The 24,455-nt window shown below is 34.9% G+C and carries 17 protein-coding genes; 4 read left to right on the top strand and 13 right to left on the bottom strand.

Annotated features, from left to right (window positions below; genetic code table 11):
• Positions 1-184 precede the first annotated feature (184 nt).
• On the bottom strand, positions 185-598 hold the full coding sequence (locus H8R24_RS15785) for a DUF6691 family protein (RefSeq protein WP_187021000.1): 414 nt from the start codon (positions 596-598) through the stop codon (positions 185-187).
• Positions 599-601: 3 nt separating this feature from the next.
• Entirely contained in the window at positions 602-1,159 is a 558-nt protein-coding gene (locus H8R24_RS15780) for a YeeE/YedE family protein (protein ID WP_187020997.1), read from the bottom strand.
• Between the two features lie 151 nt (positions 1,160-1,310).
• Here H8R24_RS15780 and H8R24_RS15775 point away from each other — a divergent pair, with 151 nt between their 5' ends.
• The 4 genes from H8R24_RS15775 to H8R24_RS15760 all read left to right on the top strand — a co-directional run bounded on the left by H8R24_RS15775 (position 1,311) and on the right by H8R24_RS15760 (position 4,966).
• Positions 1,311-1,766 (top strand): 2-dehydro-3-deoxyphosphooctonate aldolase, encoded by a 456-nt coding sequence (locus H8R24_RS15775; RefSeq protein ID WP_187020995.1) that lies wholly within the window; start codon positions 1,311-1,313, stop codon positions 1,764-1,766.
• A gap of 187 nt (positions 1,767-1,953) precedes the next feature.
• Complete coding sequence (gene kdsA, locus H8R24_RS15770; protein WP_187020993.1) at positions 1,954-2,772, top strand: 3-deoxy-8-phosphooctulonate synthase; 819 nt, start codon at positions 1,954-1,956, stop codon at positions 2,770-2,772.
• Positions 2,773-2,784: 12 nt separating this feature from the next.
• Positions 2,785-3,630, top strand: coding sequence for a hypothetical protein (locus H8R24_RS15765; protein WP_187020991.1), 846 nt, complete (start codon positions 2,785-2,787; stop codon positions 3,628-3,630).
• 232 nt (positions 3,631-3,862) lie between these two features.
• Positions 3,863-4,966, top strand: coding sequence for a PAS domain-containing sensor histidine kinase (locus H8R24_RS15760; protein ID WP_225876848.1), 1,104 nt, complete (start codon positions 3,863-3,865; stop codon positions 4,964-4,966).
• Between the two features lie 101 nt (positions 4,967-5,067).
• Here the strand turns inward: H8R24_RS15760 and H8R24_RS15755 are convergent, their stop codons facing one another.
• The 11 genes from H8R24_RS15755 to corA all read right to left on the bottom strand — a co-directional run bounded on the left by H8R24_RS15755 (position 5,068) and on the right by corA (position 24,185).
• Entirely contained in the window at positions 5,068-6,447 is a 1,380-nt protein-coding gene (locus H8R24_RS15755; RefSeq protein WP_187020988.1) for a M28 family peptidase, read from the bottom strand.
• 215 nt (positions 6,448-6,662) lie between these two features.
• Complete coding sequence (gene bglX, locus H8R24_RS15750) at positions 6,663-8,960, bottom strand: beta-glucosidase BglX (protein WP_187020986.1); 2,298 nt, start codon at positions 8,958-8,960, stop codon at positions 6,663-6,665.
• 3 nt (positions 8,961-8,963) lie between these two features.
• Positions 8,964-9,662, bottom strand: a complete 699-nt coding sequence (locus tag H8R24_RS15745; RefSeq protein WP_187020983.1) for a carboxylesterase family protein — start codon at positions 9,660-9,662, stop codon at positions 8,964-8,966.
• A gap of 6 nt (positions 9,663-9,668) precedes the next feature.
• The gene (locus H8R24_RS15740) at positions 9,669-11,057 is read right to left on the bottom strand and encodes a glucoamylase family protein (RefSeq protein WP_187020981.1); all 1,389 of its coding nucleotides are present in this window, start codon (positions 11,055-11,057) and stop codon (positions 9,669-9,671) included.
• 66 nt (positions 11,058-11,123) lie between these two features.
• Positions 11,124-12,101, bottom strand: a complete 978-nt coding sequence (locus H8R24_RS15735; RefSeq protein ID WP_187020978.1) for a LamG-like jellyroll fold domain-containing protein — start codon at positions 12,099-12,101, stop codon at positions 11,124-11,126.
• 18 nt (positions 12,102-12,119) lie between these two features.
• On the bottom strand, positions 12,120-13,574 hold the full coding sequence (locus H8R24_RS15730) for a RagB/SusD family nutrient uptake outer membrane protein (protein WP_187020976.1): 1,455 nt from the start codon (positions 13,572-13,574) through the stop codon (positions 12,120-12,122).
• 4 nt (positions 13,575-13,578) lie between these two features.
• The gene (locus tag H8R24_RS15725; protein ID WP_187020973.1) at positions 13,579-16,566 is read right to left on the bottom strand and encodes a SusC/RagA family TonB-linked outer membrane protein; all 2,988 of its coding nucleotides are present in this window, start codon (positions 16,564-16,566) and stop codon (positions 13,579-13,581) included.
• A 242-nt stretch (positions 16,567-16,808) separates the two neighbouring features.
• A complete protein-coding gene (locus H8R24_RS15720) occupies positions 16,809-19,553 on the bottom strand; it encodes a helix-turn-helix and ligand-binding sensor domain-containing protein (RefSeq protein WP_225876847.1) in 2,745 nt (914 codons plus the stop codon).
• A 103-nt stretch (positions 19,554-19,656) separates the two neighbouring features.
• Positions 19,657-20,841, bottom strand: a complete 1,185-nt coding sequence (locus H8R24_RS15715; protein ID WP_187020970.1) for an acetate/propionate family kinase — start codon at positions 20,839-20,841, stop codon at positions 19,657-19,659.
• Positions 20,842-20,957: 116 nt separating this feature from the next.
• The gene (pta, locus tag H8R24_RS15710; protein ID WP_187020968.1) at positions 20,958-23,051 is read right to left on the bottom strand and encodes a phosphate acetyltransferase; all 2,094 of its coding nucleotides are present in this window, start codon (positions 23,049-23,051) and stop codon (positions 20,958-20,960) included.
• Positions 23,052-23,114: 63 nt separating this feature from the next.
• Positions 23,115-24,185: a magnesium/cobalt transporter CorA gene (corA, locus tag H8R24_RS15705; protein WP_187020965.1), complete on the bottom strand. Its 1,071-nt coding sequence runs from the start codon at positions 24,183-24,185 to the stop codon at positions 23,115-23,117.
• Positions 24,186-24,455 lie beyond the last annotated feature (270 nt).

Here is a 24,455-nt window from a genome sequence, read left to right as displayed (position 1 = left end):
TTCTTTGCATTTAAACAAGAAAAAGTAGCTCTAAATACCTCTGTTTTATTGGATTTGCAATTTTTCAGCAAGCCCTAGTTATCTCATTGCTCAATTTTTAATTGTTGTAGGCATCTTATACTTGAACAAAAAAAAATAGCATCTCCTTGTTAGAAAATGCTATTAAAATTATTTAAAATCTACCTTAATGTGGTAGTTTATATTTAAAAACGCCATAGAGGTAAGTCCCTATTAACGCACCCAAAAGCACAATTAAGATACTCCAAAAACCTGCTCCAATTAAGATATAAATAGGTCCAGGACATGCTCCTACTAATGCCCAACCTAATCCAAATAAAGTCCCTCCTACCCAGTAACGGATAGATCCTGGTTCTTTGTCGGCTATTTCTATAGGCAAGCCTTTGATGTCTTTAATGTTCTTTCGCTTAATGATTTGGATGCCCATAATTCCTGTTCCTATTGCAACCATTATTATTCCATACATGTGGAACGATTGAAATTGGAACATTTCATAAATGCGGTACCAAGAAACGGCTTCGGACTTTGTTAAAACAATTCCGAACACAAAACCAACTAATAAATATTTTAATACTTTCATTTTCTAAAAAATTAATGGGAATATCAAATATGCCATTATTAAACCTCCTATAAAAAAACCTATAACTGCTTTTAGTGACGGAACTTGTAAATTACTCAACCCAGAAATTGCATGCCCTGAGGTACAACCACCTGCGTAACGAGTACCAAAACCAATTAATAAACCACCCACAAGAAGAATTGCAATCCCTTTTGGTGATTGAAAAACAGCTGGTCCAAAAAGGGTATTAGGGGCCAATTTTCCATTGGGTGCGTCGATTCCATAAGTTGCTAATTGTTCGATCGTCTTAGGGTTGATCGTTACATTTGAAGGATCACTCATAAAATTGGCTGCTACAAAACCACCAAGCACAGCACCAAGGACTACTACTAAATTCCATCGTTGCGATTTCCAATCAAAATCAAAAAAAGCGGTACGTTTTCCGGCTCCCATTATGGTGCACATTGAACGTAAGTTTGACGACATACCGAATGACTTGCCAAAATAAATTAAACATAACATTATAAGTCCAATTATAAAACCAGATACATACCAAGGCCATGTTTGAAAAAAGATATTCATAATAATTAAATTTTGATGCAAAAGTAAGTATTCTATAAGGTAGTATTCTAACATAATCATCACATTTATTTATTGTAGACGTAGTCCTCTTTATAGTTCTCATTATATTTGTACTATAAATTGATTACAATTGTTTAATTATCGCATCATCATGAAAAAAGTCTTACTTTATTTTACCCTAGTTCTATGCACTGTTTCCTGCGTTAGTACCAAGTCTACACTAAAAAATGTAGATGACAACGCACCTATCCCCCGATTATCTAAAGAAAACACCTTTGTAATAACCGACTATAGCAAAGACAAAAGATATGGATATGACAAGGACTATCCCATCAACATTTTTTACTACCACACCCGCAACGAAACGATTAATCAGGAGCGATTTTTGAATGCTTTAACAGGTCCAAAAGGAGAAAAAATAAGCTTTAACAAGCTAGAAAGTTGCTGTCCGTTCCCTTCAAAAAGAACTGAAATGGGCGCTGGTTTTCTAGATGTTTATGAAGTGAAATGGGAAGGATTAAACAAGCCTATCTTATTGTATATGAACATTTACGAAAAAGGCTACTTGAAGGTTCCTGTGGGTTTTGGATTAAGAAAAATAGAATAGATACCGTATTCCCTAGCCCTGGTAGCAGCGGTATCCTTGTTGTTTTTTTTTTCAAAAACAACAAGATACAAGCGAATGACAGGAAACAGCTCCAAAAACACCTTAATTTACTCTATAAAAAATGTTAATTTATAAAGACTAAATCGTAAATCATAACTACCTTTGCACTATAAAAAATCATACTCAAATGAACATACAACATATTCCACAAATTAAGCATACTGATAGCGGAAACTTCTTTTTATTAGCGGGTCCTTGCGCCATTGAAGGCGAAGAAATGGCATTGCGAATTGCTGAGAAATTAGTAGGTATTACTGATAATTTACAAATTCCTTTTGTATTTAAAGGATCGTTTAAAAAAGCAAATCGTTCTAGAATTGACAGTTTTTCAGGAATTGGAGATGAAAAAGCGTTGAAAATATTAAGAAAAGTTTCGGAGACTTTTGGAGTTCCTACCGTAACAGACATTCACACGAATGAGGATGCTGATATGGCTGCTCAATATGTTGATGTATTGCAAATCCCTGCATTTTTAGTACGTCAGACTGATTTAGTCGTGGCTGCAGCCAATACTGGAAAAGTGGTAAACTTGAAAAAAGGACAGTTCATGAGTCCAGAAAGCATGAAACATGCAGTACAAAAAGTGCTTGATTGTAACAACCAAAATGTGATGGTTACGGATCGCGGAACTATGTTTGGGTATCAAGACATGATTGTTGACTTTAGAGGAATTCCTACTATGCAACAATATGCATCTACGGTTCTTGATGTAACGCACTCATTACAACAACCCAACCAAACCGCTGGTGTTACTGGTGGTAGACCTGATATGATTGAGACTGTTGCCAAAGCTGGTATTGCTGTAGGTGTTGACGGAATTTTTATAGAAACACACTTTAATCCAGCAAATGCTAAAAGTGATGGTGCTAATATGTTGCACTTAGATTATTTTGAAGATCTAATGAAAAAGTTAGTAGCCATTAGACAAACAGTTAATCAATTTTAATTTTTATACCCCGTGAAAAAAATTATATTATTTACAGCTTTCGTAGCATTAAGCCTTGCTACTACTGTAAACGCACAAGAAGAAATTAAAGTTCAAGATAAATATACTGCTCACAATAAAGGAAAGTTTTTTGTTTCTTGGGGTGGAAATAGAGAGGTTTACACCAAATCTGATGTGAACTTTAGAGGTAAAGATTATAATTTTACTGTGGACAATATGGTAGCACAAGACAAGCCAAAAGGTTGGCATGTGGACTATATTAACCCTGCGAGAATGACAATTCCTCAAACTAATTTTAGAATGGGGTATTTTATAAACGATCACTACAGTATTGCAATTGGTGTAGATCATATGAAATACGTGATGACTCAAGACCAAGTGGCTAATGTTACTGGTGTAATTGCAACTGGATCAGCATTTGACGGAACGTACAACAACACTCCTACTGCAATGGTTGAACAGTTCTTGATGTACGAGCATACTGATGGTTTGAATTATGTCAATACTGAATTCTCTCGACATGATGACATTTCATCGCTATTCAAAATAGGAAATACGGATAAAATCCAAGTTAACCTGACCGAAGGTGTGGGAGTAGGTTTATTATACCCAAAAACAAACACAACTTTATTAGGTAAAGAGCGTCATGATGATTTTCATGTTTCGGGCTATGGAACCTCTTTGAAAGCAGGTTTGAATGTTACTTTTTTCAAACATTTTTACATTCAAGGAGAGCTAAAAGGTGGTTACATCAACATGCAAGACATACGTACAACACAAAGTACTGATGATAGAGCTTCACAGCATTTTATGTTTTTTCAACGATTAATCGCTTTTGGAGGTATCTTTAAAGTATAACACCACTGCGCTTCAAATTACCCAAGGGAGATTGTTTAACAAAACAATCTCCCTTATTTTTTTATAAAACCATACTGCTTTCTTTTACAAAAATAGCTCGAGCTCTAATTTATCACTGTTTTAGCGCTTACTTTTCGGGTTATATGATTAATAATTATTACTTTAGTCAAGTGACAAAATTCTTTTTATTTTAATTTACGATCCCATTGTAAAAATAAAAAAGTTAAACAAAATGATAAGAGCTGAAGGGAAAATGACACAACAGAACATCGATACTTTTAGTGATTTCGAAAATTTTTTCGACACCAGCCCAGACTTGTTATGTGTTGCGGGTTATGACGGCTTTTTTAAACGCATTAATCCTGCAGTTTCTAGATTACTAGGTTATACCGAAGAAGAACTAAAATCGAAACCAATCAATGATTTTGTTTTTTCGGAAGACAAAAACAGTACTGAAACTGCTCGTAATGAATTAAAGAAGAAGGTTCCCTTGTTTAATTTTGAAAATCGGTATTTAACCAAAGAAGGCAACATTGTATGGCTGTTATGGACTTCGTTACCCATGGAAAACCATCAGCTCGTTTATGCTATTGCAAAAAACATTACCTACAAAAAAGAACTAGAGCAAGAACGAAACGCGCATCTAGCGCAATTAACCAAAATAAACGAGGAGTACAAACAACTTACCTACACCTCTGCGCATGATTTAAGATCGCCTGTCAATAATTTACTTTCTGTTTTTGAATTACTGGATACCTCCAAAATAAGCGATCCAGAAACACTGGAATTAATTGGCGTTTTAAAAGTCACATCCGAAGGATTGAAGGATACATTGAACGAATACGTATCCGTTTTAGATAAAAAAAATGATCAAATTGCCAAAATAGAGAATGTTGATCTCAATGAATCCTTGCAAGAGGTTTTACTATCCATCAACTCTTTAATTCAAAATTCGAGTACTACAATTGTTATTGATTTTTCATCCTTTGAAGCAGTACATTTCAATAAAGCGTATTTGAAAAGTATCTTTTTAAATCTAATTACAAATGCCATTAAATATGGTAAAACTCATGAATCACCTATTGTTACCATCCGTTCCTACCAAAGTACAACTACCAAACAATTAATCATTTCGGACAACGGAATAGGTTTTGACATGGACAAAGTAAAAGGTAAAGTATTTGGTTTGCACCAAAGATTCAATAAGAAAAGCGATAGTCACGGAATTGGTTTATACTTGGTTTACAATCATATTACTAGTCTTGGCGGAAAAATCACATTAGAAAGTAAACTTAATGAAGGTGCTACATTTACTATTACATTTCCAACTGAATAACGCAAACAAGACACACAATCTAAATTGTACTTTCAAAAATCATTACATACAAAAAAGCCACAAGCGATAACCTGTGGCTTTATTTAATTATATGTTTTAACTTATTTTATTATTCCTCTTTGGTCCATTAAATACATCAACGAAGCCATGGTTCCAGCTCCTAGTTCTAACTCTCTTTTATCAACGGCATCAAATTTATCATTTGCCGCATGGTGATAATCAAAGTAACGTTGTGAATCTGGTTTTAAACCTGCCTTTACTATTTTGCTTGAGGTTAGCGGTCCAATGTCTGATCCGCTGTGTCCTTCTACAAAGCTATGAATTAAGTAGGGTTCGAATAATGTATTGAATCCCGCAATTTGATTAAAATTAGCTGCGTCACATTCTAACGAAAACCCTCTTGGACTAAAACCTCCTGAATCACTCTCTAATGCAAATATGTGGTTTTCATTATTTTTTAAAGACAATTCTTCATATTTGTTCCCACCTCTTAAACCGTTTTCTTCATTCATGAATAGCACCACTCTGATCGTGTTTTTGGGTTTGTAACCTATCTTCCTAAAAATGTTTGCTACGTCCATACTTTGCACTACACCTGCTCCATCATCTTGAGAGCCATCGGCTAAATCCCAAGAATCAAGATGTCCGCCTACAACCATAATATTATCTGGTGTAACGGTACCTTTAATCTCCCCTATTACATTATAAGACATCACATCTGCAAATTGTTGACATGATTGTTTAAAGTAAAACTTTAACTCTGGATTAGTCTTTAATGTTTTGGACAAAAGTTCGGCTCCATTGGTACTAATTGCTGCAGTGGGTATGTACTGCGACTTTGGGATATCACCATAACTTTGTGCTCCCGTATGCGGAAAATCATCCAAACGCAAATTCATAGAACGCACTATAGTTCCAACAGCTCCAAAATATGAAGCTTCCTTTGCTCCTGCATATCGTTGATCCACCGCACCCGAATATGCATGAAAAGATTCTATTTGCTCATTATCCATTGGTCTATTAAAGAAAACAATTTTGCCTTTAATTTTATCAATGCCTAATTTTTTTAATTCTTCTAATGAATGGACTTCAATTACTTCTGCAGTTAACCCTGTTGAAGCTGTTGCTATAGAACCACCTAAAGCACAAATAGGTACATTGATTTTTGTTTTATTATCTAAAATATAAGCCGTTTCTTTGGCTCCTCTTACCCATTTAGGTACCATTACTTCTTGCAAGTACACTTTATCAAAACCCAGTTTTTCCATCTCTGATTTTGTGTACTGCACTGCTTTCTCCGCATTTGCCGATCCTGATAGACGTGCTCCAATATCATTGGATAAATGATCCAACCATGCGTACGAATTGGAATTGGTTAAGGCTTGTTTGTAGATTTCTTTTAAAACTTGCTCGTCAGTCTTTTGAGCAAAAACAGATACACCTCCTAAAAAGAGCAGGGCTAATAAGGTTGTTTTTTTCATGGTTATAAAAATTGTATGTATTCAAAAATACGTTTTTAAAATTAAACTTAAAAAAACTCGATGGAGTTGTTTTTATTTAATTATCAAACAGATCATTTTTATGAGTCCACATAGTTCAAAAAATAAGCTGCTTTATCCATTTTGCAATAAAAATCATATAAAAAAACCCTCCAGCACTTAAACTGGAGGGCAAACCAAGTAAAATAAAAACCAAACTATTTATTCAACTCAAAACCAACTTTAAATTCGGTGTCTGAATTCGTACCTACAAATACTTCAAAAGCACCCGGTTCAGCAGTAAACTGCAATTCAGAATTATAAAATTTTAATGTCTCAACAGTTATTTCAAAAGTCACTGTTTTAGTTTCGCCTTTTTTAAGCGCTATTTTTTGAAATCCTTTTAACTCTTTTACTGGCCTTGTAACTGATCCTACCAGATCCCTTACATACAATTGAACAACTTCTTTACCATCATAATTTCCTGAATTAGTGATGTCCACAGTCACTTTTATCGCATCATTGAAATTCATTTTATCCGATGAAACTTTCAAATTAGCATAATTAAAAGTGGTATAACTCAATCCAAATCCAAATGGATACAAAGGTTCGTTTCTTTCATCGATGTAATTCGATCTGAATTTTTCAAATTTCCCATCTTTATTACCTAATGGTCGTCCTGTATTTTTTTGATTGTAATAAATAGGCACTTGACCTACACTTCTAGGAAAAGTAGCTGTCAACTTACCAGAAGGATTAACATCCCCGAATAACACATCAGCAATTGCTAAACCTGCTTCACTACCCGCAAACCAAGTATTTAATATTGCTGGAACCGTCTCGTTTTCTTGTACCAAAACCAATGGACGCCCCGTAAACAAAACTAAGACAACTGGCTTCCCTGTTTTAAGCAACGCTTGCAATAAGTCTTTTTGTGCCTGCGGAATTTCTAATTGTGTACGGCTGCTGCTTTCTCCACTCATCTCAGCCGATTCTCCAAGAGCTGCAATAATCACATCCGACTGATTGGCTATTTTTAAAGCTTCCGCTAATAATTCAGCCGCACTTCTATTGTCACGATGTAAGGTTTTACCAAACATGGTTGCCTTTTCTTCAAAAACGGCATCATAATCTAAATTACTTCCTTTGGCGTACAATACAGTACTATTTGCAGCTACTTCTTTTATTCCCGCAATAAGAGAAACCGACTTCTCCATATTGGTTGCAACACTCCAAGTTCCCGCCATATTTTCTTTGGCATCAGCCAATGGACCAATTACAGCTATTGTACCGCTCTTTTTTAAAGGAAGCAACTGCTCTTGATTTTTTAGTAAAACCAGTGACTGTGCTGCTGTATTTCTAGCTTCTGATCTATTATTGTTGGTGAAAATTTCAGTTTTTGCTCTATTTAAATCACAATATTTGTACGGATCTTGAAACAAACCCAAATCGTATTTTGCTTCTAGAATCAATTGAACTGCATGATCTATTTGTTCAAGACTCACTTTTTTTTCGTCCAACGATTTTTTAAGGGTAGTCAAAAAGCCTTCGCCCACCATATCCATTTCTATTCCCGCATTAAGTGCAAGGGCAGAAACGGTTTGTAAATCGCCCATTCCGTGCTGAATCATTTCTGGAATTCCAGTAAAATCAGTAACAACAAAACCTTTGAATCCCCATTGTTTTCTTAATACATCAGTCATCAACCATTTGTTTCCAGTTGCCGGAATTCCTTCAACTTCATTGAAAGAAGCCATTACAGATCCTACTCCTGCATCAATAGCTGCTTTGTAAGGAGGGAAATAATCATTATACATTTTGATACGGCTCATATCAACCGTATTGTAATCACGACCCGCATCTGGAGCACCATACAAAGCAAAATGTTTGACACAAGATAGAATAGTATTTTTGCTCGACAAATCATTGCCTTGATACCCCATTACCATCGCTTTTGCAATAGCGCTTCCTAAAAATGGATCTTCGCCAGAACCCTCAGAAACTCTACCCCAACGTGGATCGCGAGAAATATCTACCATAGGCGAAAAAGTCCAGTTAATCCCATCGGCACTAGCTTCCTGAGCGGCAATTTGAGCGCTTCTTTCAATCAATTTCATGTCCCAAGTACAAGAAAGACCAAGCGGAATAGGAAAAGTAGTTTCATACCCATGAATAACATCCATCCCAAAAAGTAACGGAATCTTTAATCGGCTTTTTTCGACGGCGATTCGTTGTACTTCTCTTATTTTTTGAACCGATTTAATATTAAATAAACCGCCTACTTTACCTTCTTCGATATTCTTGGCAACATTAGAACTATTGGCTGCACCGGTAGTAATATCGCCCGAAGTAGGCAAATTTAATTGTCCTATTTTTTCATCCAAAGTCATTTTGCCCATTAACTCGGCGATAAACTCGGCTTTTGGTTTAATGGTGACGGTTTTAGTAGTTCCCTTTTTTTGGCTGTAGCCAAAAACAGAAAAGCATAAAAACGCTATTATTAATTTATTCTTCATTTTTTATTTTTTTTGTTGTTGGAACATCCAATCATAAATTTCTTTGTTGTCATAAACACGCGTCCAACTATCATGACCTGCATCATCAAAAATGGTTAATTTAATATTGCTGTTGCACTCTTTTAATTTTTTATAAATAGTCATTGAATAATCAACATCAACAACATTATCAAGCAAACCATGAAATATTCGAATAGGCATCGAAGCTATTTTGCAATTTTCGATCATAGGAACACGATCTACGAATCCTGCAATAGGTACTAAAGCAGCAAACATTTCAGGATGTGCAAAAGCTAAATTCCACGCTCCCCAGCCTCCCATACTTAATCCCGTAAGATAAATTCGGTTTGCGTCAATATTATGTTCTTTTTGAATTTTGATAATCAAACGATACAAAACTTCAGTATCCCAATATTCATTTTCAGGACATTGAGGCGCCAAAACATAAGCGTCAAGTTCATGTGTTTTTAAGTATTTAAAAGGGCCATGCACCTTTACCAACTCAATATTCGTCCCTTTTTCACCTGATCCGTGAAGAAAAACAATCAAAGGCTTCTTGTCTTTGCTATCCGCCGGAATGTGCAAAGCATATCCTAGTTCTTTTTTTTGAACAATTTCGACTTGTATTTTTCCGCTAACCTCTTTTTGTGCGTGCGATAAAAACGCATACAATAGCGTTACTACTAGAATTTTATATTTCATAATGATCTAAAAGTTATATTTACTAGAGTGAAAACCTAATTTCTGTAAGCCTGGCTTCACTTCTGGTGCATTCATAAATAATTTCCAGATTAAACCAGATCGATAATTTTCGATCATTGGTGCAATTGTCCCTTGATCTATAGCTAAATAACGTGGTGCAACCCAATTGTACTGTGGCGAAAACGCATCGTAAGGACCCGCTACGCCCACATAATCTGATTTTTTTTCATCATACAAATAATGCAAAAACTTCATGGATTCAGCTGGAGTATACGGAAACGATGACAGTGCAGCCGTTGGTGTGATTACTCCTAAATCATTATCTGTATCATGAGCAGCATAACCTGTCATGCCATCATTATTACGGGAATAACTAGCGGTTAATCCCCAACATTTATCTGAATATCCTTTCCATCCTTTTGGATTTGCTACGCAATGACTGTAGACAATTTTTGCTTGATTTTGTGTCAAATCCCAATAGCTTGCATACTGATCTGATAATTGTGATGGATCTAATCCTAAATAAGAATACTGTGCCCAAAATAAAGGCCCTGCATTTCCACTACCTGTATTGTATTTGAAAATCAAAGGAATTCCGTATTGTGTTTTCCCTGTTGTAATGCCACCATTTCTTGCCCAGCCTTCATGATAAGCTGCCGCCGATATAGGATGTGTAGGCGAAACCGCCCCAAGGACATAGGCAATCAAACATTCGTTGTAGCCTTCTAATTTAAACTTCATTTCCCATTGATAAGTAGGTGACCAATGCCAATACATTGCATTTTCTCCATTAGTGTACCAGCTCCACTCTACTCCTTTCCACAAATCATCCGCTTTAACTGATAGTGCTTTCTCTTGTTCATTTCCGTTTTTGAAATATTCTCTAACAGCTATTAAACCTTGACATAAAAAAGCGGTTTCAACAATATCTCCGCCATCATCTTTATTACCAAATAAAATAGCACGCCCGGTAGCTCCATCCATCCAATGTGCCCACGCTCCATGAAAACGATCAGCTTTATTTAGAAAATCCATAGCCGTTGTCATTCTATTAACTGCCTCTACTCTTGGAATAAAACCTCTTTCAATACCTACAATCAAGGACATTAACCCAAAACCAGAACCTCCTGTTGTTACTTTATTAGCCTCGAAACTAGGATCATCTGTGTGATATCTTTCTCTTCCTAATTTTGAGTTGGGCTCTGCATAATCCCAAAAATATTTGATCGCATCTTTTTGAACTTGATCTAAAACTTCCGTATCTGACAAGGCTGTTACTGGAGCTGTAGGAGTTGTAGGCAATGGAGTTCCCGCACTTCCTTTAGTATCAGTAGTAGAGGAAGAACAAGAGTTTAAAACACTAATTAGCGCTATGAAACATAATGAAATTTTCATTTTTGTAAAATAATAGGGTTAGTATTTAAGCCTCTAAATTTTACTCTAGAGGCTTTATCTTGTTTTTTATCTATTGTCTTTTTCTAATAAAAATAAGGCTTTCACATCATTTTTAGAAAGTGAAACATTATACATTCTAAACTCATCCATTAGACCTGCATAACTTGTAGCCCAATCTTGTTGTGAACCGTTATTAAGCGCTGGTGTGGTTTCAAATTGATGTGTACCAAAAACAACTTTTCCATTGGTACCAACCATTTCAAAATTACCGTATTTAGGCGCATTATTAACATTATCAAGACTTCCTGGATTATCAGCATACCAAGTAGCTACGCCTGCTACACCTGTTGAAGGTGCGTATGCAAATCCAGATAAATTAGTCGCTAATTCACCGTTTATGTAAGCCGAGATTGTACTATTAGTAGCGTTGTAACTAAAAGCAACATGCACCCATTGATTCAAACTATTGTCTAAATTGATTATGGCACCTTGACCTCTCCAAGCCACTCCTGCTCTTCCGTTCTCAACTCCCAATTTTAGTCTAATTCTGTTAGGGAACGCACTATCAGGGTTTTCCATAAAAACATTGATTGCACCCCAGAATTCAAGAGGTCTTACAATTGAAAAGATACCTTGCGCTCCTTTTCCTTGTCCTGGTGTAGCAGGATCAACCGTATTAGCAGTATTCATCCAAAATGAAATAGTGTAATTATTCAATGCTGTTATTGCTGCAGTGGCAGTCCCTATGGCATATCGCTCTTGAGAACTGGAGCCGTTGTAGGCATTTCCTTTTATACCTTTGGCATACCCAACATTGTTACCCACTAATCCCGTAATATTACTTTTACTATCAATCAAGTTATCATCAAAACTTAATTTCACTAGTAGGTTTGATGAAGCAATCGCATCAGAATTATCATAACCACCAATTGCTTCATAAGCGATTGGTGAATTTACTGTATCTAAACTATCTCCTGCACAGCTCCCAAAAAAGGCGGCTACTAATATGGCACTAAATAGATATATTGATTTATTTTTTTTCATAATTACAATTTTAAAAAATTAGTACCCTGGATTTTGTGTTGATAAACCGTTGGCTTCACTTAAAAACTTTTGTGGCAACGGAAAAACTTCATTTTTACCAACCGTGAAATTTTTCCCATCAGTTGTAAAAGCGGTTTTAGCTTGCCCTGTTCTTACAAGGTCGAAAAAACGGTCGTGTTCGAAAGCCATTTCGACTCTTCTTTCTTTCCAAATAGCCGTTCTAACATCTGCTTGTGAAACAGCTGTTGTACTCAATAAACCTGCTCTTTTTCTGACGTCATTTAAAATTGGAATGGCCGTTGTAGTCTGGCCCAATTCGTTCATTGCCTCTGCTTTTATTAGCAATACTTCGGCGTATCGTAAGTATTTAATATTCGCATCAGACTCCCAGGCATCTGTATAAGCAGACGAATATGCTTTATAATTGTATCTTGGATTCTCCACCGTTGTAGGTACAACTCGACCATCGTACAAGGTAGTTCCTGCAAAAATAATGGTTGCATTTTTTCGTACGTCTCCATTTTCATAGGCATTTACCAAACTCATCGAAGGGGTATTGAATCCCCAACCCCATCCACCAGCGCCTCGAGCACCTTGGGTAGCTGAATATCCTTGAATCCCTTTGGCTGGAGTCGAGCCCGTACCTTGAATTTCAAAAATAGATTCAGCATCATTTTCACCACTTAATTTATACTGAGAAGCATAATCGGTTACTAGTGAATAGCCCACAACTAGATTTGCATTATCCAATGCTTTTTTCCATTCTTTTTGATACAAATACACTTTAGATAACAACGCATAAGCAGCTCCTTGAGAAGCTCTTCCTTTTTCTGAAGCAGCATAAGTTCCTTTAGTAGGTAAAGCAGCAATAGCATCTGTTAAATCAGCTACAATGAAAGCATAGACCTCCGTAGGGCTTTTACGTGTCAATTGCATCACGCGATCCGCTTCTGAAGAAGGGTTTGGTAAATGATCTACTATTGGCACGCCTCCATAGGTTTTTACCAATGTAAAATACATAAAAGCTCTTAAAAATTTAGCTTCACCCGTTAACCTCGTTCTTAAATTAGCATCAGCCTTATCCAACTGTGGAAGATAATACAAGGCTTGATTGCACCTATTAATTCCTTGGTAATTTGCTGTAAAGACTTCTTCTACTGAACCACTTGAAGCATTATAAGTTAATGCATCTAACAGGTCTTTATCAGAACCTGTATCTCCTGGAGACGATCCTTTGTCTGCATCATCTGATGCGATGCTTGTAAGTCCTATCCATGAAAAAGAACTCATGTCCCAATCGTTGAATTTACTGTAGATCGCGGTTACAAAACCCTGGGCTCCTGCATCATTATTAAACAAATCCAAATCGGTAGTTGATATCGCTTCTGTTTGTTCTGTATCTAAAAAATCATTGGAGCAGCCAGTAAAAAACAATGCTGAAAGCACAAATGCTGATATATATAACTTTTTCATTTTATTAAAATTTTAAATTAGCACCTAATACGAAAGATCTCAAAACAGGATAAGCGTCTAACTCAATTCCTTGTGAACCGTATGGATTTCCATCTCCATTTAGTTCAGGAGTAAAACCTGTAAATTTCTGAGTAATAAAAGGGTTTATAGCGTTACAATAAATTCTTGCCGAACTGATAAAAGCCTTTTTAATAGGTAGTTTATATCCCAAAGTAATATTATTGATTCTAAAGAAATCCCCCGACTCTAAATAGTAAGTTGACGCAACAGGCACTTGATTGAAAGGCGCTGGATTCGCTGCCGTAGTATTATTAGTCGTAAAGAAATCAGTAGCAAGAACGTCTTCAATATTTTCACCTGAGAAACGTTGTGCTTTTTTCCCATTATATACTTTGCTTCCATTAGTTCCATATCCATCAACTGAGAAATCAAAGTTTTTATAATTCACACCTAATGTAATACCGTATGTTGATTTTGGTAAAATCGAACCTACATATTTGCGGTCTTCAATTCCTAATAAACCTTGGCTTACAATTGATCCATCAGCTTTGAAATATTGCATTTGGCCACTTGTATCATAACCCGCATAGTCATACAAGAAGAAACTTCCCAACGGTTGTCCTATTGATGTATTATTTAACATTTTTGTCCATTGTCCATTGCCTAAACTTCCTCCCGTTAAATCTGGTAAATTAGGATTGCTTAAGCTAGTCAACTCATTTTTATTACTAGAGAAGTTACCACCAATCCAATACGATAAATGATCATTGATTTTATCATCCCAACGCAATGACAGCTCATACCCTTTATTCGAAACAGCTCCTACATGCGCTGGAGAAGTAGACCCCACTCCTGCAGTTAAATATGGTTTTGTATATAATATCAAATTATTGGTGTTTTTATGATACAAATCAACCGATCCTTTTAATCTTCGATCCAATAATTCAAAATCCAAACCAACAGTTTTTTCTTCGGTAATTTCCCAAGATAAACTAGGGTCTACTTGTGAATTAACCGTTACTCCAGGGTATAAAATAGAACCACCTAAATAGCCGTCTAAACCTGAAGCAAAAGATTGATTGTTTAAAGGAACATTTTGATTTCCTAATTTACCCCAACCTCCACGTAATTTTAAAAGATCGATTCCTTTCACATCTGCCAAAAAGTTTTCCTTAGAAATAATCCAACCTAATCCAACCGATGGGAAAGTACCCCAACGATAATCCTTAGCAAATTGAGAAGAACCATCTCTTCTAATCGTTCCTGTTATTAAGTACTTATCCATTAACTTGTACTGAAAACGACCAAAATATGACGACAATCTAGCTTGATTACTTACAACATCTGTCAAACTAAGAATATTGGCAGCATAATCAACTCCTGATAAAGACCAATAATTTTCATTTGCATTAACATTTTTTCTCGAAATTTTTATATGTTCTCTAGCCCCTTTAGAAGATTGCTCTACCCCAGCCATTAATTCGATATCGTGCGCTCCTATCAATTTATTGTACACTAAATAATTAGACAAATTCCAATTGAAATAATCCTCATTTTCTTTAGTCAATACATTGATATTGGCAGTTGCGGAATAAGTAGTTGCTACTCTTGTAGGATCTGCCGCTAGCCAAATGTTTTGAGTATCTTCATAGTTGTAGTTTTTCCAAGTATAATATTCGGTATTAAATTGAGACGTGAATTTTAATCCTTTAAACAACTCTGCATCTAGTTTTAAACCACCTTGCATGGTGATACTTTTTTGTTGTTCATCAAAAAAGTTTAACTGCGCTACTGGATTTCCTACATTATTAAAGGCCGATCCAGTAGTCGATGCAAAACCATTTGCTCCTACAAATGAAACACCGTATTGTCCAGAAGGAAAATAAACAGGAACTATAGGTGATTGCTTATAGGCATTGGTAAAAGCAGATAGTGGTTTTGGTGTCGAATGGCTAAAACCAACGCTGAAATTTTGTGATAAATTAATTTTTTTCGAAATTTTAAAATCATTGTTATTTCTAAAAGTCAATCTGCTGTAATCCAAACCATCCAAGATTCCTTTTTCGTCATAATACCCTAAACTAAAAAAGTATTTTATATGCTCTGATGCACCTGAAAGTGATGCATTATTTTGAGTATACGATCCCGTTCTTGTAATTGCTTTGTACCAATCTGTATTAGTTGGTTGATCTTGTGAGAAGGTGGTATTTCCTAAAGCTTGATTAGAGTAATAGGAATATTTATTACTTCCAGCCATTTTTACATTCTTTAGTGCATTTCTAAAGCCGGCATACGAATCAAATTCAACCGTTATTTTATCACCACTCCCTTTTTTAGTCGTAATCAAAATCACCCCATTAGCGGCTCGGTTACCATATATAGCTAATGCCGATGCATCTTTTAAAATGTCATAGGAAGTAATATCATTAGTATTAATGTTATTGATATTGTCTACTGGCATTCCATCCACAACATACAATGGAGATCTTCCTCCAAGTGCTGTTCCTAAACCTCTAATAACAACAGTAGGTGTCGATCCTGGTAAATCGGAGGCGATCACCTGAACTCCAGCTGCCTTACCTTGAATTGCTTGAGAGGCATTCAATACTTTAGTTCTCGAAATATCCTCAGCCTTTATCGAGGTTGTTGCAGAGGTATTATCCGATTTTTTTCGAGTACCATATCCTATAACCACTACCTCTTTTAAAGCTGTGTCTTGCGAATCCTGCATTTTTATCGTCATTGGTGCAACAGTAGCTGCTACAGAAACAGCTTCAAAACCCAACATTGTTACTTTTAATGTCTCGCCTACTTTGGCATTGATATTAAAATTTCCATCAAAATCCGTATCAGTATTTGCTGTCGAAGAAACCACAATTGCTCCTGGCATTCCAACGCCATTTTTATCTAATACTTTTCCCTTTATTACTTGACCAGACATATAAGCCGGAAGTAGGATGAGTGCTATAAAGCTTAAAATATAATTTCTCATGTATTAATGATTTGTTAAAGTTAGTTGGGCCAAATTAGAAAATTACAACGTTATAGTAACTAAAAAAGAAACACTACATAGCTACATCAAAAAACCGAAAAACGGCCAGAAATCAACGCTATAAGGAGGCTACGGATGAAGCATGCCGATTGGACTACATCGCTATGATGTAGTAATGATGAGTTGAAATTCTGTAAAAAAATAAAGGAAATAATAAACTTAATGTAAAAATAGTTTGGTTTTTATATCATTAATAAAAACTTGGATAAATTCTCATCCTGTACTAAGTTTAATTTCTTTCTAAGTCTATAACGGTGTAGTTCTACTCCTCTGTATGAAATATTCATCATTGGTGCTATCTCCTTCGAAGAAAGATTCATTTTTAAGTAAATGCAAAGCTTAATATCCTTGGGAGTTAGATTTGGAAATTTCTTAGATAAATTGATCATAAACTCATTATGAATTTGATTCAAATTGGTTTCAAAAGTTTCCCATTCATGCTTATTTACAGCATTGATTTTTATCGCTTTTTTGATCTCGCTTGTCAATTTATTGATATCCGACTCTGAGTTTAATATGCCTTGAATTTTATCGATCATTTCACTTTGCTTGGCAATAGAGAGTGATTTCCCAGCTACTTCAGAGGATTTTGTTTGCAATTCTAAAGCAAGTATGTGTTTCTCGTACTCTTGCGTATTTAATTCATGCTCTGCCTTCAGTTCCATTTCAAGAATCTTCTTTTGATGTTTCAATTCCTCTTCTTGCAACGCTAATTTTTGAATGTATCTCAATTTATTCCAACGATAATAAACATACAATACAACGCTAATTATGGTGATATAAAGTAATATCATCCAAAATGAAGAATACCAGGGTTGTGCTACCTGATAATTAAATTCGGCTATTTTTTTATAACTTAAACCGTCATAATTATAGATAGAGACTTCGTAGGAACCACTTTCTAGATTATTGAGCACCACGACTCCTTCTTTTACAGCGGTAAACTTCTTAGTATCATTAATCTTATAAAATAAACTAGGCTTATTTACGCCATAAATACCTGAAATGATAAATAGTTTAAGTTCTGAATTGTAATCAATTTTTGAATTGTCACCAACCAAGTGATCCCCATTCATCCCTTCTATCTTTATTTGGGGATTCGATTTACTATTGTACTTTAATTGTAGTTTTATAAAACCATCATCTAAATTCAATAAATAATTATCATCACTCTTAGATACTTTTAAATTATCATTTATAATCTTTCCTTTGTAATATTTCTCCTGAACGATATTCCAAATAAACTTATTTTCTTTGGCAAAAATATGATAGAGAAGTCCCTCTTTTAGTACCATAAAATGGTTTTCATCGATAGTTACAATATCTGAAACGTTTTTAAAATTGGCATTAAACAAGTCATTTTCGACTAATTTATTTGTGATAGAGTTGTAGGTGTACCAGGTATCATGCACTAAAAAAAGAACTTCATTGCGAAATTCTACTATCTTAACTCCAAAGTCATTGTTTATCTTACTGAGTTGGGTGACATTATCAACACTTAACGTCTCATAATTATCATTGTACAGGATGCGATACAAACCACGATTATTATCCGCCGCCCATATTTCGTTTTTTCTATTTTGAGCGGCATATTTAATAGGTTTCAACAATCCTTTGACCACAATGTGTTTACTCAAATCATGTACATCCGTATAAATGACTATCCCGCTATACGTAGATTGAATGTAGGAATTATTAATTCCACTTTTAGTCATATTCCAACCACCGTTTATCGTACTCCATTTATCAAAAGAATCGTTTTTATAAATAAAAGTACCTTCATTATGACCAATGAGGAATTGGCTGTTAATTTTACTAATATTCCACGCCTGCCCTTCAGAATTTGGAATTAAAGATAATTTCTTGTCTACAAACTTATAAAGACCATGATTCGATGCCATTAAATAGCCTGCAGGAATAGTTGCAACAGAATAAACCGAACCTAAAACGCCTGAACTATCATAAAATATAGCAGTAGGTGAATTTACCTCGATATGCGCAATCCCATTATCAAGTCCCAACCATAAATCATTTTCTTTGTCGTGACCAATACTCAAAACCGAGTTGTTCATCAACACATTATTTCTACTAATATTTGAGTACGAACCATCCTTTAAGTCAAAAATAAAAACTCCTTTACTTGCAGTACCTACAACCAACTTATTGTTTTTTAAGAATTCAGCAACATTGATATTTGCTGATTTTAAAACAGCATTTAATGGATTTTTCCAAGGATTTATACTCCCATTTTCTAAAACATATACACCATTTTTTTTAGTAAAAAAATAAATCTTTCCATCATATTTCTCAATTGCGTGAATGACATTATTTTCTAGAACCGCCCATTCACTTACTTTTTCGATGTTTCCCCCTTTTAATCGGTAAACACCTTGCTCAACTGATGCTATTAATAATTGATCCTCAACAACAAAACAATAAGAAGCCAAAAAAGGAAATTTAATTTGCTTGATCTTTTTTCCATCATAAAGAAAAAGGCCATTGAAAGACTGAAAATATATTTGATTTTTAAATTTAAATATCTTCCATATCTCTTCATTATTTTTATCATCAAAGACTTTGTTTCCTTTGGAAAGAGACACGTACTGCATCTTCCCTTCTTTTCTAAACCAATACCCAAATTCTTTATAAGAACCTGAATAAATTCGATCCTTATCAACCAGGATAGAACGGATAATGGTTTTATTAGGCAAAGAATTTTTCTCCCATTTTACACCATCATAGCGCAGCAAATAGTAATTATTCGCAAAATACATGGCGTCGTCATTACCTTGTGCTAGATTCCAAATTTGATTGTCTCCTTGGTAATTAGATTTGCTGAAGTTTTCTACAAAAGGAAGTAAATCCTGTGCAAAAATGGGCATGCATATAAAAAAGAAAAAGAGTAATGGTAAGGGCTTAGTTTTCAATTTAGGGAAGTTTTTATTTCCAAATATAATTAGATTTATTCGATTAATAGGCATAAAAAAGCTTCCCCATAAGAGAAGCTCCTTAATAAAACCGATACTTTTTTTAACTTAAAAATAAATGATATACTTGATTGGCAATTTCTAATTCTTCATTTGTCGGAATTACCATTATTTTAGTTTTAGCGGAAGCGATATTGATTTCTCTCATTTCTTTGGATCGAACTTCATTTTTAGCATCGTCTAATTCCAGACCAAAATACTCCATATCAGTACATACTAATTTCCTGATGTACGATGAGTTTTCTCCAATTCCGGCTGTAAAAACAATGGCATCCAATCCTTTTAAAACCGCCACAAACGAACCAATATACTTCTTAATTCGGTACGCATTCATTGCAAGAGCAAGCTGGCAGTCAATATTTCCTTTTTCGGCTTCGGCCTCAATATCTCTTAAATCGCTATATCCGGTAAGTCCCAGCATTCCGCTTTTTTTCAACAGCATCTCATTGACGTCATTTGGAGCAAAACCCAACGTATTTATCAAATAAAATATAAGCGAATGATCTATGTCGCCACTTCTTGTTCCCATCACTAAACCGTTTGACGGCGAAAAACCCATGGTATGATCAATACTTCTACCGTCTTTAATTGCAGTCATACTACAACCATTTCCTAGGTGGATGCTTATAATTTTTGAACTGTTTTCTAAATATGAAATGGCTTGTTCAGAAACGTACTTATGACTTGTTCCATGAAATCCGTACAATCTAATTTTATCTTCGGTTAAAAAAGAGTTCGGAATCGCATATTTATGAGCAATAACTGGGATAGTTTGATGAAAAGCAGTATCAAATACAGCTACTTGTTTCGCTTTCGCAAAAATTGCTGAAGCAACATTAATCCCTACTAAATGCGCTGGGTTATGCAAAGGTGCCAAAGTGCAAAGCTCTTCGATCTTTGCTTTTACATCAGCTGTAATTATTGTTGTATCCGAAAAATAACTCCCGCCATGCACTACACGGTGTCCTACAGCATGGATATCCTCTGTAGATTGTATCACACCAATATTTTCATTCATCAACAACTGTGCAATTTTCTCTAGCCCCACTTTGTGATCCGGAATAGGCAAGCTCTCTTCAAGCTTGGTTTTACTGGTTACATACGTAAGATTTGACGATTCTAAACCTATTCTATCAATCATTCCGTTGCAAATCACTTCTTGCTCCGGCATGGTAATTACTTGATATTTTATCGAAGAACTACCTGAATTTATAATGAGTATTTTCATTGAACTTATTTTTTTCCTCTACCCGCACATCTCCAAAGGAGAAGGTGACTGGATCGAATTATTCTGTCTCTGTTTTTTTAACTTTAAACCTGAAACTTTAAACTTTAAACTTTCTTTTACAACCCCTGCGCTTGAATTGCTGTAATCACTACTGTATTAATAATATCATCTACCGTACAACCTCTACTTAAATCATTTACAGGCTTGTTTAAACCTTGTAACATTGGACCAATTGCCAATGCTCCTGTTTCTCTTTGAACTGCTTTATACGTATTATTTCCAGTGTTTAAATCTGGGAAAATCAATACACTTGCTTGTCCTGCCACTTCTGAATTTGGCATTTTACTTTGTCCAATTTCCATATCTACAGCCGCATCATATTGTATAGGGCCTTCTATTTTTAAATCAGGGCGTTTCGTGCGAACAATCTCAGTTGCTGTACGTACTTTTTCTACTTCATCTCCTTTTCCTGAAGCTCCAGAAGAATAAGATAACATTGCTATTTTGGGTTCGATCCCGAATGCCATACTTGTATCTGCAGAGGAAATGGCTATTTCAGCTAATTGTTCTGCTGTAGGATTAGGGTTAATCGCACAATCTCCAAAAACAGAAACACGATCTTCTAAACACATAAAGAACACCGATGAAACCACGCTCGAATTGGGCTTTGTTTTAATAAATTGCAAAGCTGGTAAAATAGTGTGCTGCGTAGTATGTGCCGCTCCAGATACCATTCCGTCAGCATCTCCTTTGTACACCATCATGGTTCCAAAATAAGAAACATCCTCCATTAAATCTTTGGCCATTCCTAGAGTTACATTTTTCGCTTTTCGCAACTCGTAATAGGTATTGACATAATCTTCATAGTTCTCAGACTCAATTGGGTTGATGATTTTAACTTTAGAAAAATCAAATGCAATACCCAACTCTGCTACTTTATTCTCAATTTGTTTTTTGTTTCCAATAATCGAAATATCCACTACATCCATCGCTAACAATCGAGAAGCGGCGATGATAATACGTTCGTCATTGCCTTCGGGTAAAACAATATGTTTTCTATGTTTACGAGCTCTTTTTACCAAGTTGTATTGAAACATTTTTGGTGTCATTCCATCCGCTTCAAAAGCACTTAATTTAGCTGACAAATCATCTAAGTCGACATATTTCTCGAATGTATTGATCGATGTTTCGATTTTTTGGGTGTTATCTGCGTAAATTTTGGATTTTATGTTCCCAATTCGATTAGTAATACTATAGGTCCCTGACTCCACAGATATTATAGGTACAATACTTGTTAACCCTTCAATTAACTTTAAAATACTATCTTCTGGTATGATATTTCCAGTTAAAATAATACCTGAAATCGAGGGATAATTCGCTGATTCATTTGCTTGTAAAGCACCTAAAATAATATCGGCTCGATCTCCAGGAGTAATCACTAATGCATTTTCTTTAAGGTGCAGTAAGTAATTTCTTAACTGCATAGCTCCCACACTAAAATTACCTACTTCGTTGTTCAAAAATTCCTTTCCAAAAAGAACTTTAGCATTTAGCTCGTCTACAATTTCCTTTATAGTAGGCTTATTTAAACTTGAAATAATCGGAATGGCATTAACCAAAACTTCATTTGGCAAACTACCTTTTAAACCATGGGTTACCAATTTTATGTTCTCTGGTTGTACTTTATTAGCAATAACAGCCAGTACCTCCACTTCTTTTACTTTAAAAGAATCGTAAGCTAAATACAAACTATCAATTAACTCTTCCAGTGTTTTCCCTACTCCTGAACCAACAATGATAGTAGGGATTCCTAAGTTTTTAGCTATTAAAACATTCATATCGAGCTCGATAACCGTTCCCTCACCACTAAAACTAGTTCCTTCAACCAAAACAAAATCAAACTGCTCTTCGAGTTTTTTAAATTTATCAATGATTAAATCCAATACTTCACCAATTTTACCTTTGTTCTTTTTCTTTATCAGCTTGCTCTTGGTGATGGCAAACGCATCCTCAAAATCAATATCCAATCCAAAATGAGAAATCACTGTCTCAATATGATTGTCCAGTTTACCATCTTCAAAATCTTCGATAATAGGTCTAAAATAACCCACCTTGGCTGTTTTACCAATCAACATACTCATTAATCCCAGAGTTATGATCGATTTACCACTATTGTGTTCGCTTGTTGCAATATATACTGCCTTATTCATCAACTATATGTTTTAATACTATTAATCTGTTTTATTTTATGCAATTCTAAGCGCGTTATAATCTCAAAACCATCTTCTTTTTTTGAAATAAATAACCATTATAATACCAATAACCACCATCATCGCTATCACGGTATAATAACCATTTTGATATTTTAATTCAGGCATATTTAAAAAATTCATTCCGTACACTCCAACTATAAATGTCAACGGAATAAATATGGCCGAAACAATGGTGAGCGTTTTCATGATTTCGTTCATCTTATGGGATTGAGAGGAAAAGAAAAAATTTGACGCACTTTCTAGCATGCCCATATCCGAATCAATTTGTTCCAATAATTCCAGCGTTTTTTGATGCAAACGCGAAAAATAACTATAGGTTTCCTGTTCTATTATTTTAAAATCATCATCCTCTTTTAAGCTTTTAATAGCAAATAAGGAATCTCGTAGCGGAATGATAGAACGTTTCAAGAAATTAAAATTATCACGGTGTTTCTCAATTCGCACTAATATTTCAGGATCGGCGCTGTTTTTAGAAATACTAATCAACTCCTCCACCTTATCCTCTTCATTTTCTATCGTAATATAAAAATTCTCCATTATAGCATCAAGAAGAAGGTACAATAAAAAATCAGCTTTCTTTAAACGTACCATGCCGGTATGCTCCCGAATGCGTTCTCTGATATGTGTAAAAAAATCGGACCGCTTTTCTTGAAACGAAATTAGCACCCCATCTTTTATCAAAAAACTAATCTGCTCCGCACTTATATTATCTGAGTTTTCTGTAGGCAATAATGACTTTATGTTAAAAAATAGATTATCTGATGATTCTTCAACCTTAGTTCTTCGCGAGGTATTTAAAATATCCGACAGAATAAAATTATCAATTTTAAAAAAATCACCTATGCCTTCGATAATCTCAATCTCATTTAATCCATGTAAATTAAGCCAATTGGTCTTGCCTTCAAAAACACATTTTTTTAAATCTTCAATTTCAAAATCGACATGCTCCTTAACCGCTAAGTCGTCATAGACAAACAATTGCATCTCCGACTCAAATTTCTTGTGCGTTCCGGTATATTCAAGTGGATTTCCTTGCGTTTTTCGGCTTTTTTTAAACTTAATCTTTCTCATTCATAATAATATATACAGTAATATTACAAAAAACTTTTAGTATTCTATTACTCCTTAACATAATTGAAATAGTATTTTTTGATAAATTCTAGTACAATGTAAAAATAACAATTAGACACTCCTCCTTCTATGAGAAAAGTCATGTTTTGTAAGAAAATAAAAAAACCGCATAAAAAAAACCGCTCACATAAGTGGAGGGCACTGAAAAACTACGCATATTTTGATTAACGTCGTTTTCTAGAGATTAAAAAAGCGCTTATAATAGGATTT

It is taken from the genome of Flavobacterium muglaense, assembly GCF_014305155.1.
GTDB classification, from domain to species: domain Bacteria; phylum Bacteroidota; class Bacteroidia; order Flavobacteriales; family Flavobacteriaceae; genus Flavobacterium; species Flavobacterium muglaense.
This window is presented reverse-complemented; position numbering and strand designations above follow the sequence as displayed.

Bases quoted from the DNA above. Each gene is read 5' to 3' on its own strand.
- H8R24_RS15730 (WP_187020976.1), bottom strand. From the start codon at position 13,574: ATGAAAAAGTTATATATATCAGCATTTGTGCTTTCAGCATTGTTTTTT.
- H8R24_RS15740 (WP_187020981.1), bottom strand. From the start codon at position 11,057: ATGAAAATTTCATTATGTTTCATAGCGCTAATTAGTGTTTTAAACTCT.
- H8R24_RS15725 (WP_187020973.1), bottom strand. From the start codon at position 16,566: ATGAGAAATTATATTTTAAGCTTTATAGCACTCATCCTACTTCCGGCT.
- pta (WP_187020968.1), bottom strand. From the start codon at position 23,051: ATGAATAAGGCAGTATATATTGCAACAAGCGAACACAATAGTGGTAAA.
- H8R24_RS15745 (WP_187020983.1), bottom strand. From the start codon at position 9,662: ATGAAATATAAAATTCTAGTAGTAACGCTATTGTATGCGTTTTTATCG.
- H8R24_RS15780 (WP_187020997.1), bottom strand. From the start codon at position 1,159: ATGAATATCTTTTTTCAAACATGGCCTTGGTATGTATCTGGTTTTATA.
- H8R24_RS15715 (WP_187020970.1), bottom strand. From the start codon at position 20,841: ATGAAAATACTCATTATAAATTCAGGTAGTTCTTCGATAAAATATCAA.
- H8R24_RS15785 (WP_187021000.1), bottom strand. From the start codon at position 598: ATGAAAGTATTAAAATATTTATTAGTTGGTTTTGTGTTCGGAATTGTT.
- bglX (WP_187020986.1), bottom strand. From the start codon at position 8,960: ATGAAGAATAAATTAATAATAGCGTTTTTATGCTTTTCTGTTTTTGGC.
- kdsA (WP_187020993.1), top strand. From the start codon at position 1,954: ATGAACATACAACATATTCCACAAATTAAGCATACTGATAGCGGAAAC.
- H8R24_RS15775 (WP_187020995.1), top strand. From the start codon at position 1,311: ATGAAAAAAGTCTTACTTTATTTTACCCTAGTTCTATGCACTGTTTCC.
- corA (WP_187020965.1), bottom strand. From the start codon at position 24,185: ATGAGAAAGATTAAGTTTAAAAAAAGCCGAAAAACGCAAGGAAATCCA.
- H8R24_RS15735 (WP_187020978.1), bottom strand. From the start codon at position 12,101: ATGAAAAAAAATAAATCAATATATCTATTTAGTGCCATATTAGTAGCC.
- H8R24_RS15760 (WP_225876848.1), top strand. From the start codon at position 3,863: ATGATAAGAGCTGAAGGGAAAATGACACAACAGAACATCGATACTTTT.
- H8R24_RS15755 (WP_187020988.1), bottom strand. From the start codon at position 6,447: ATGAAAAAAACAACCTTATTAGCCCTGCTCTTTTTAGGAGGTGTATCT.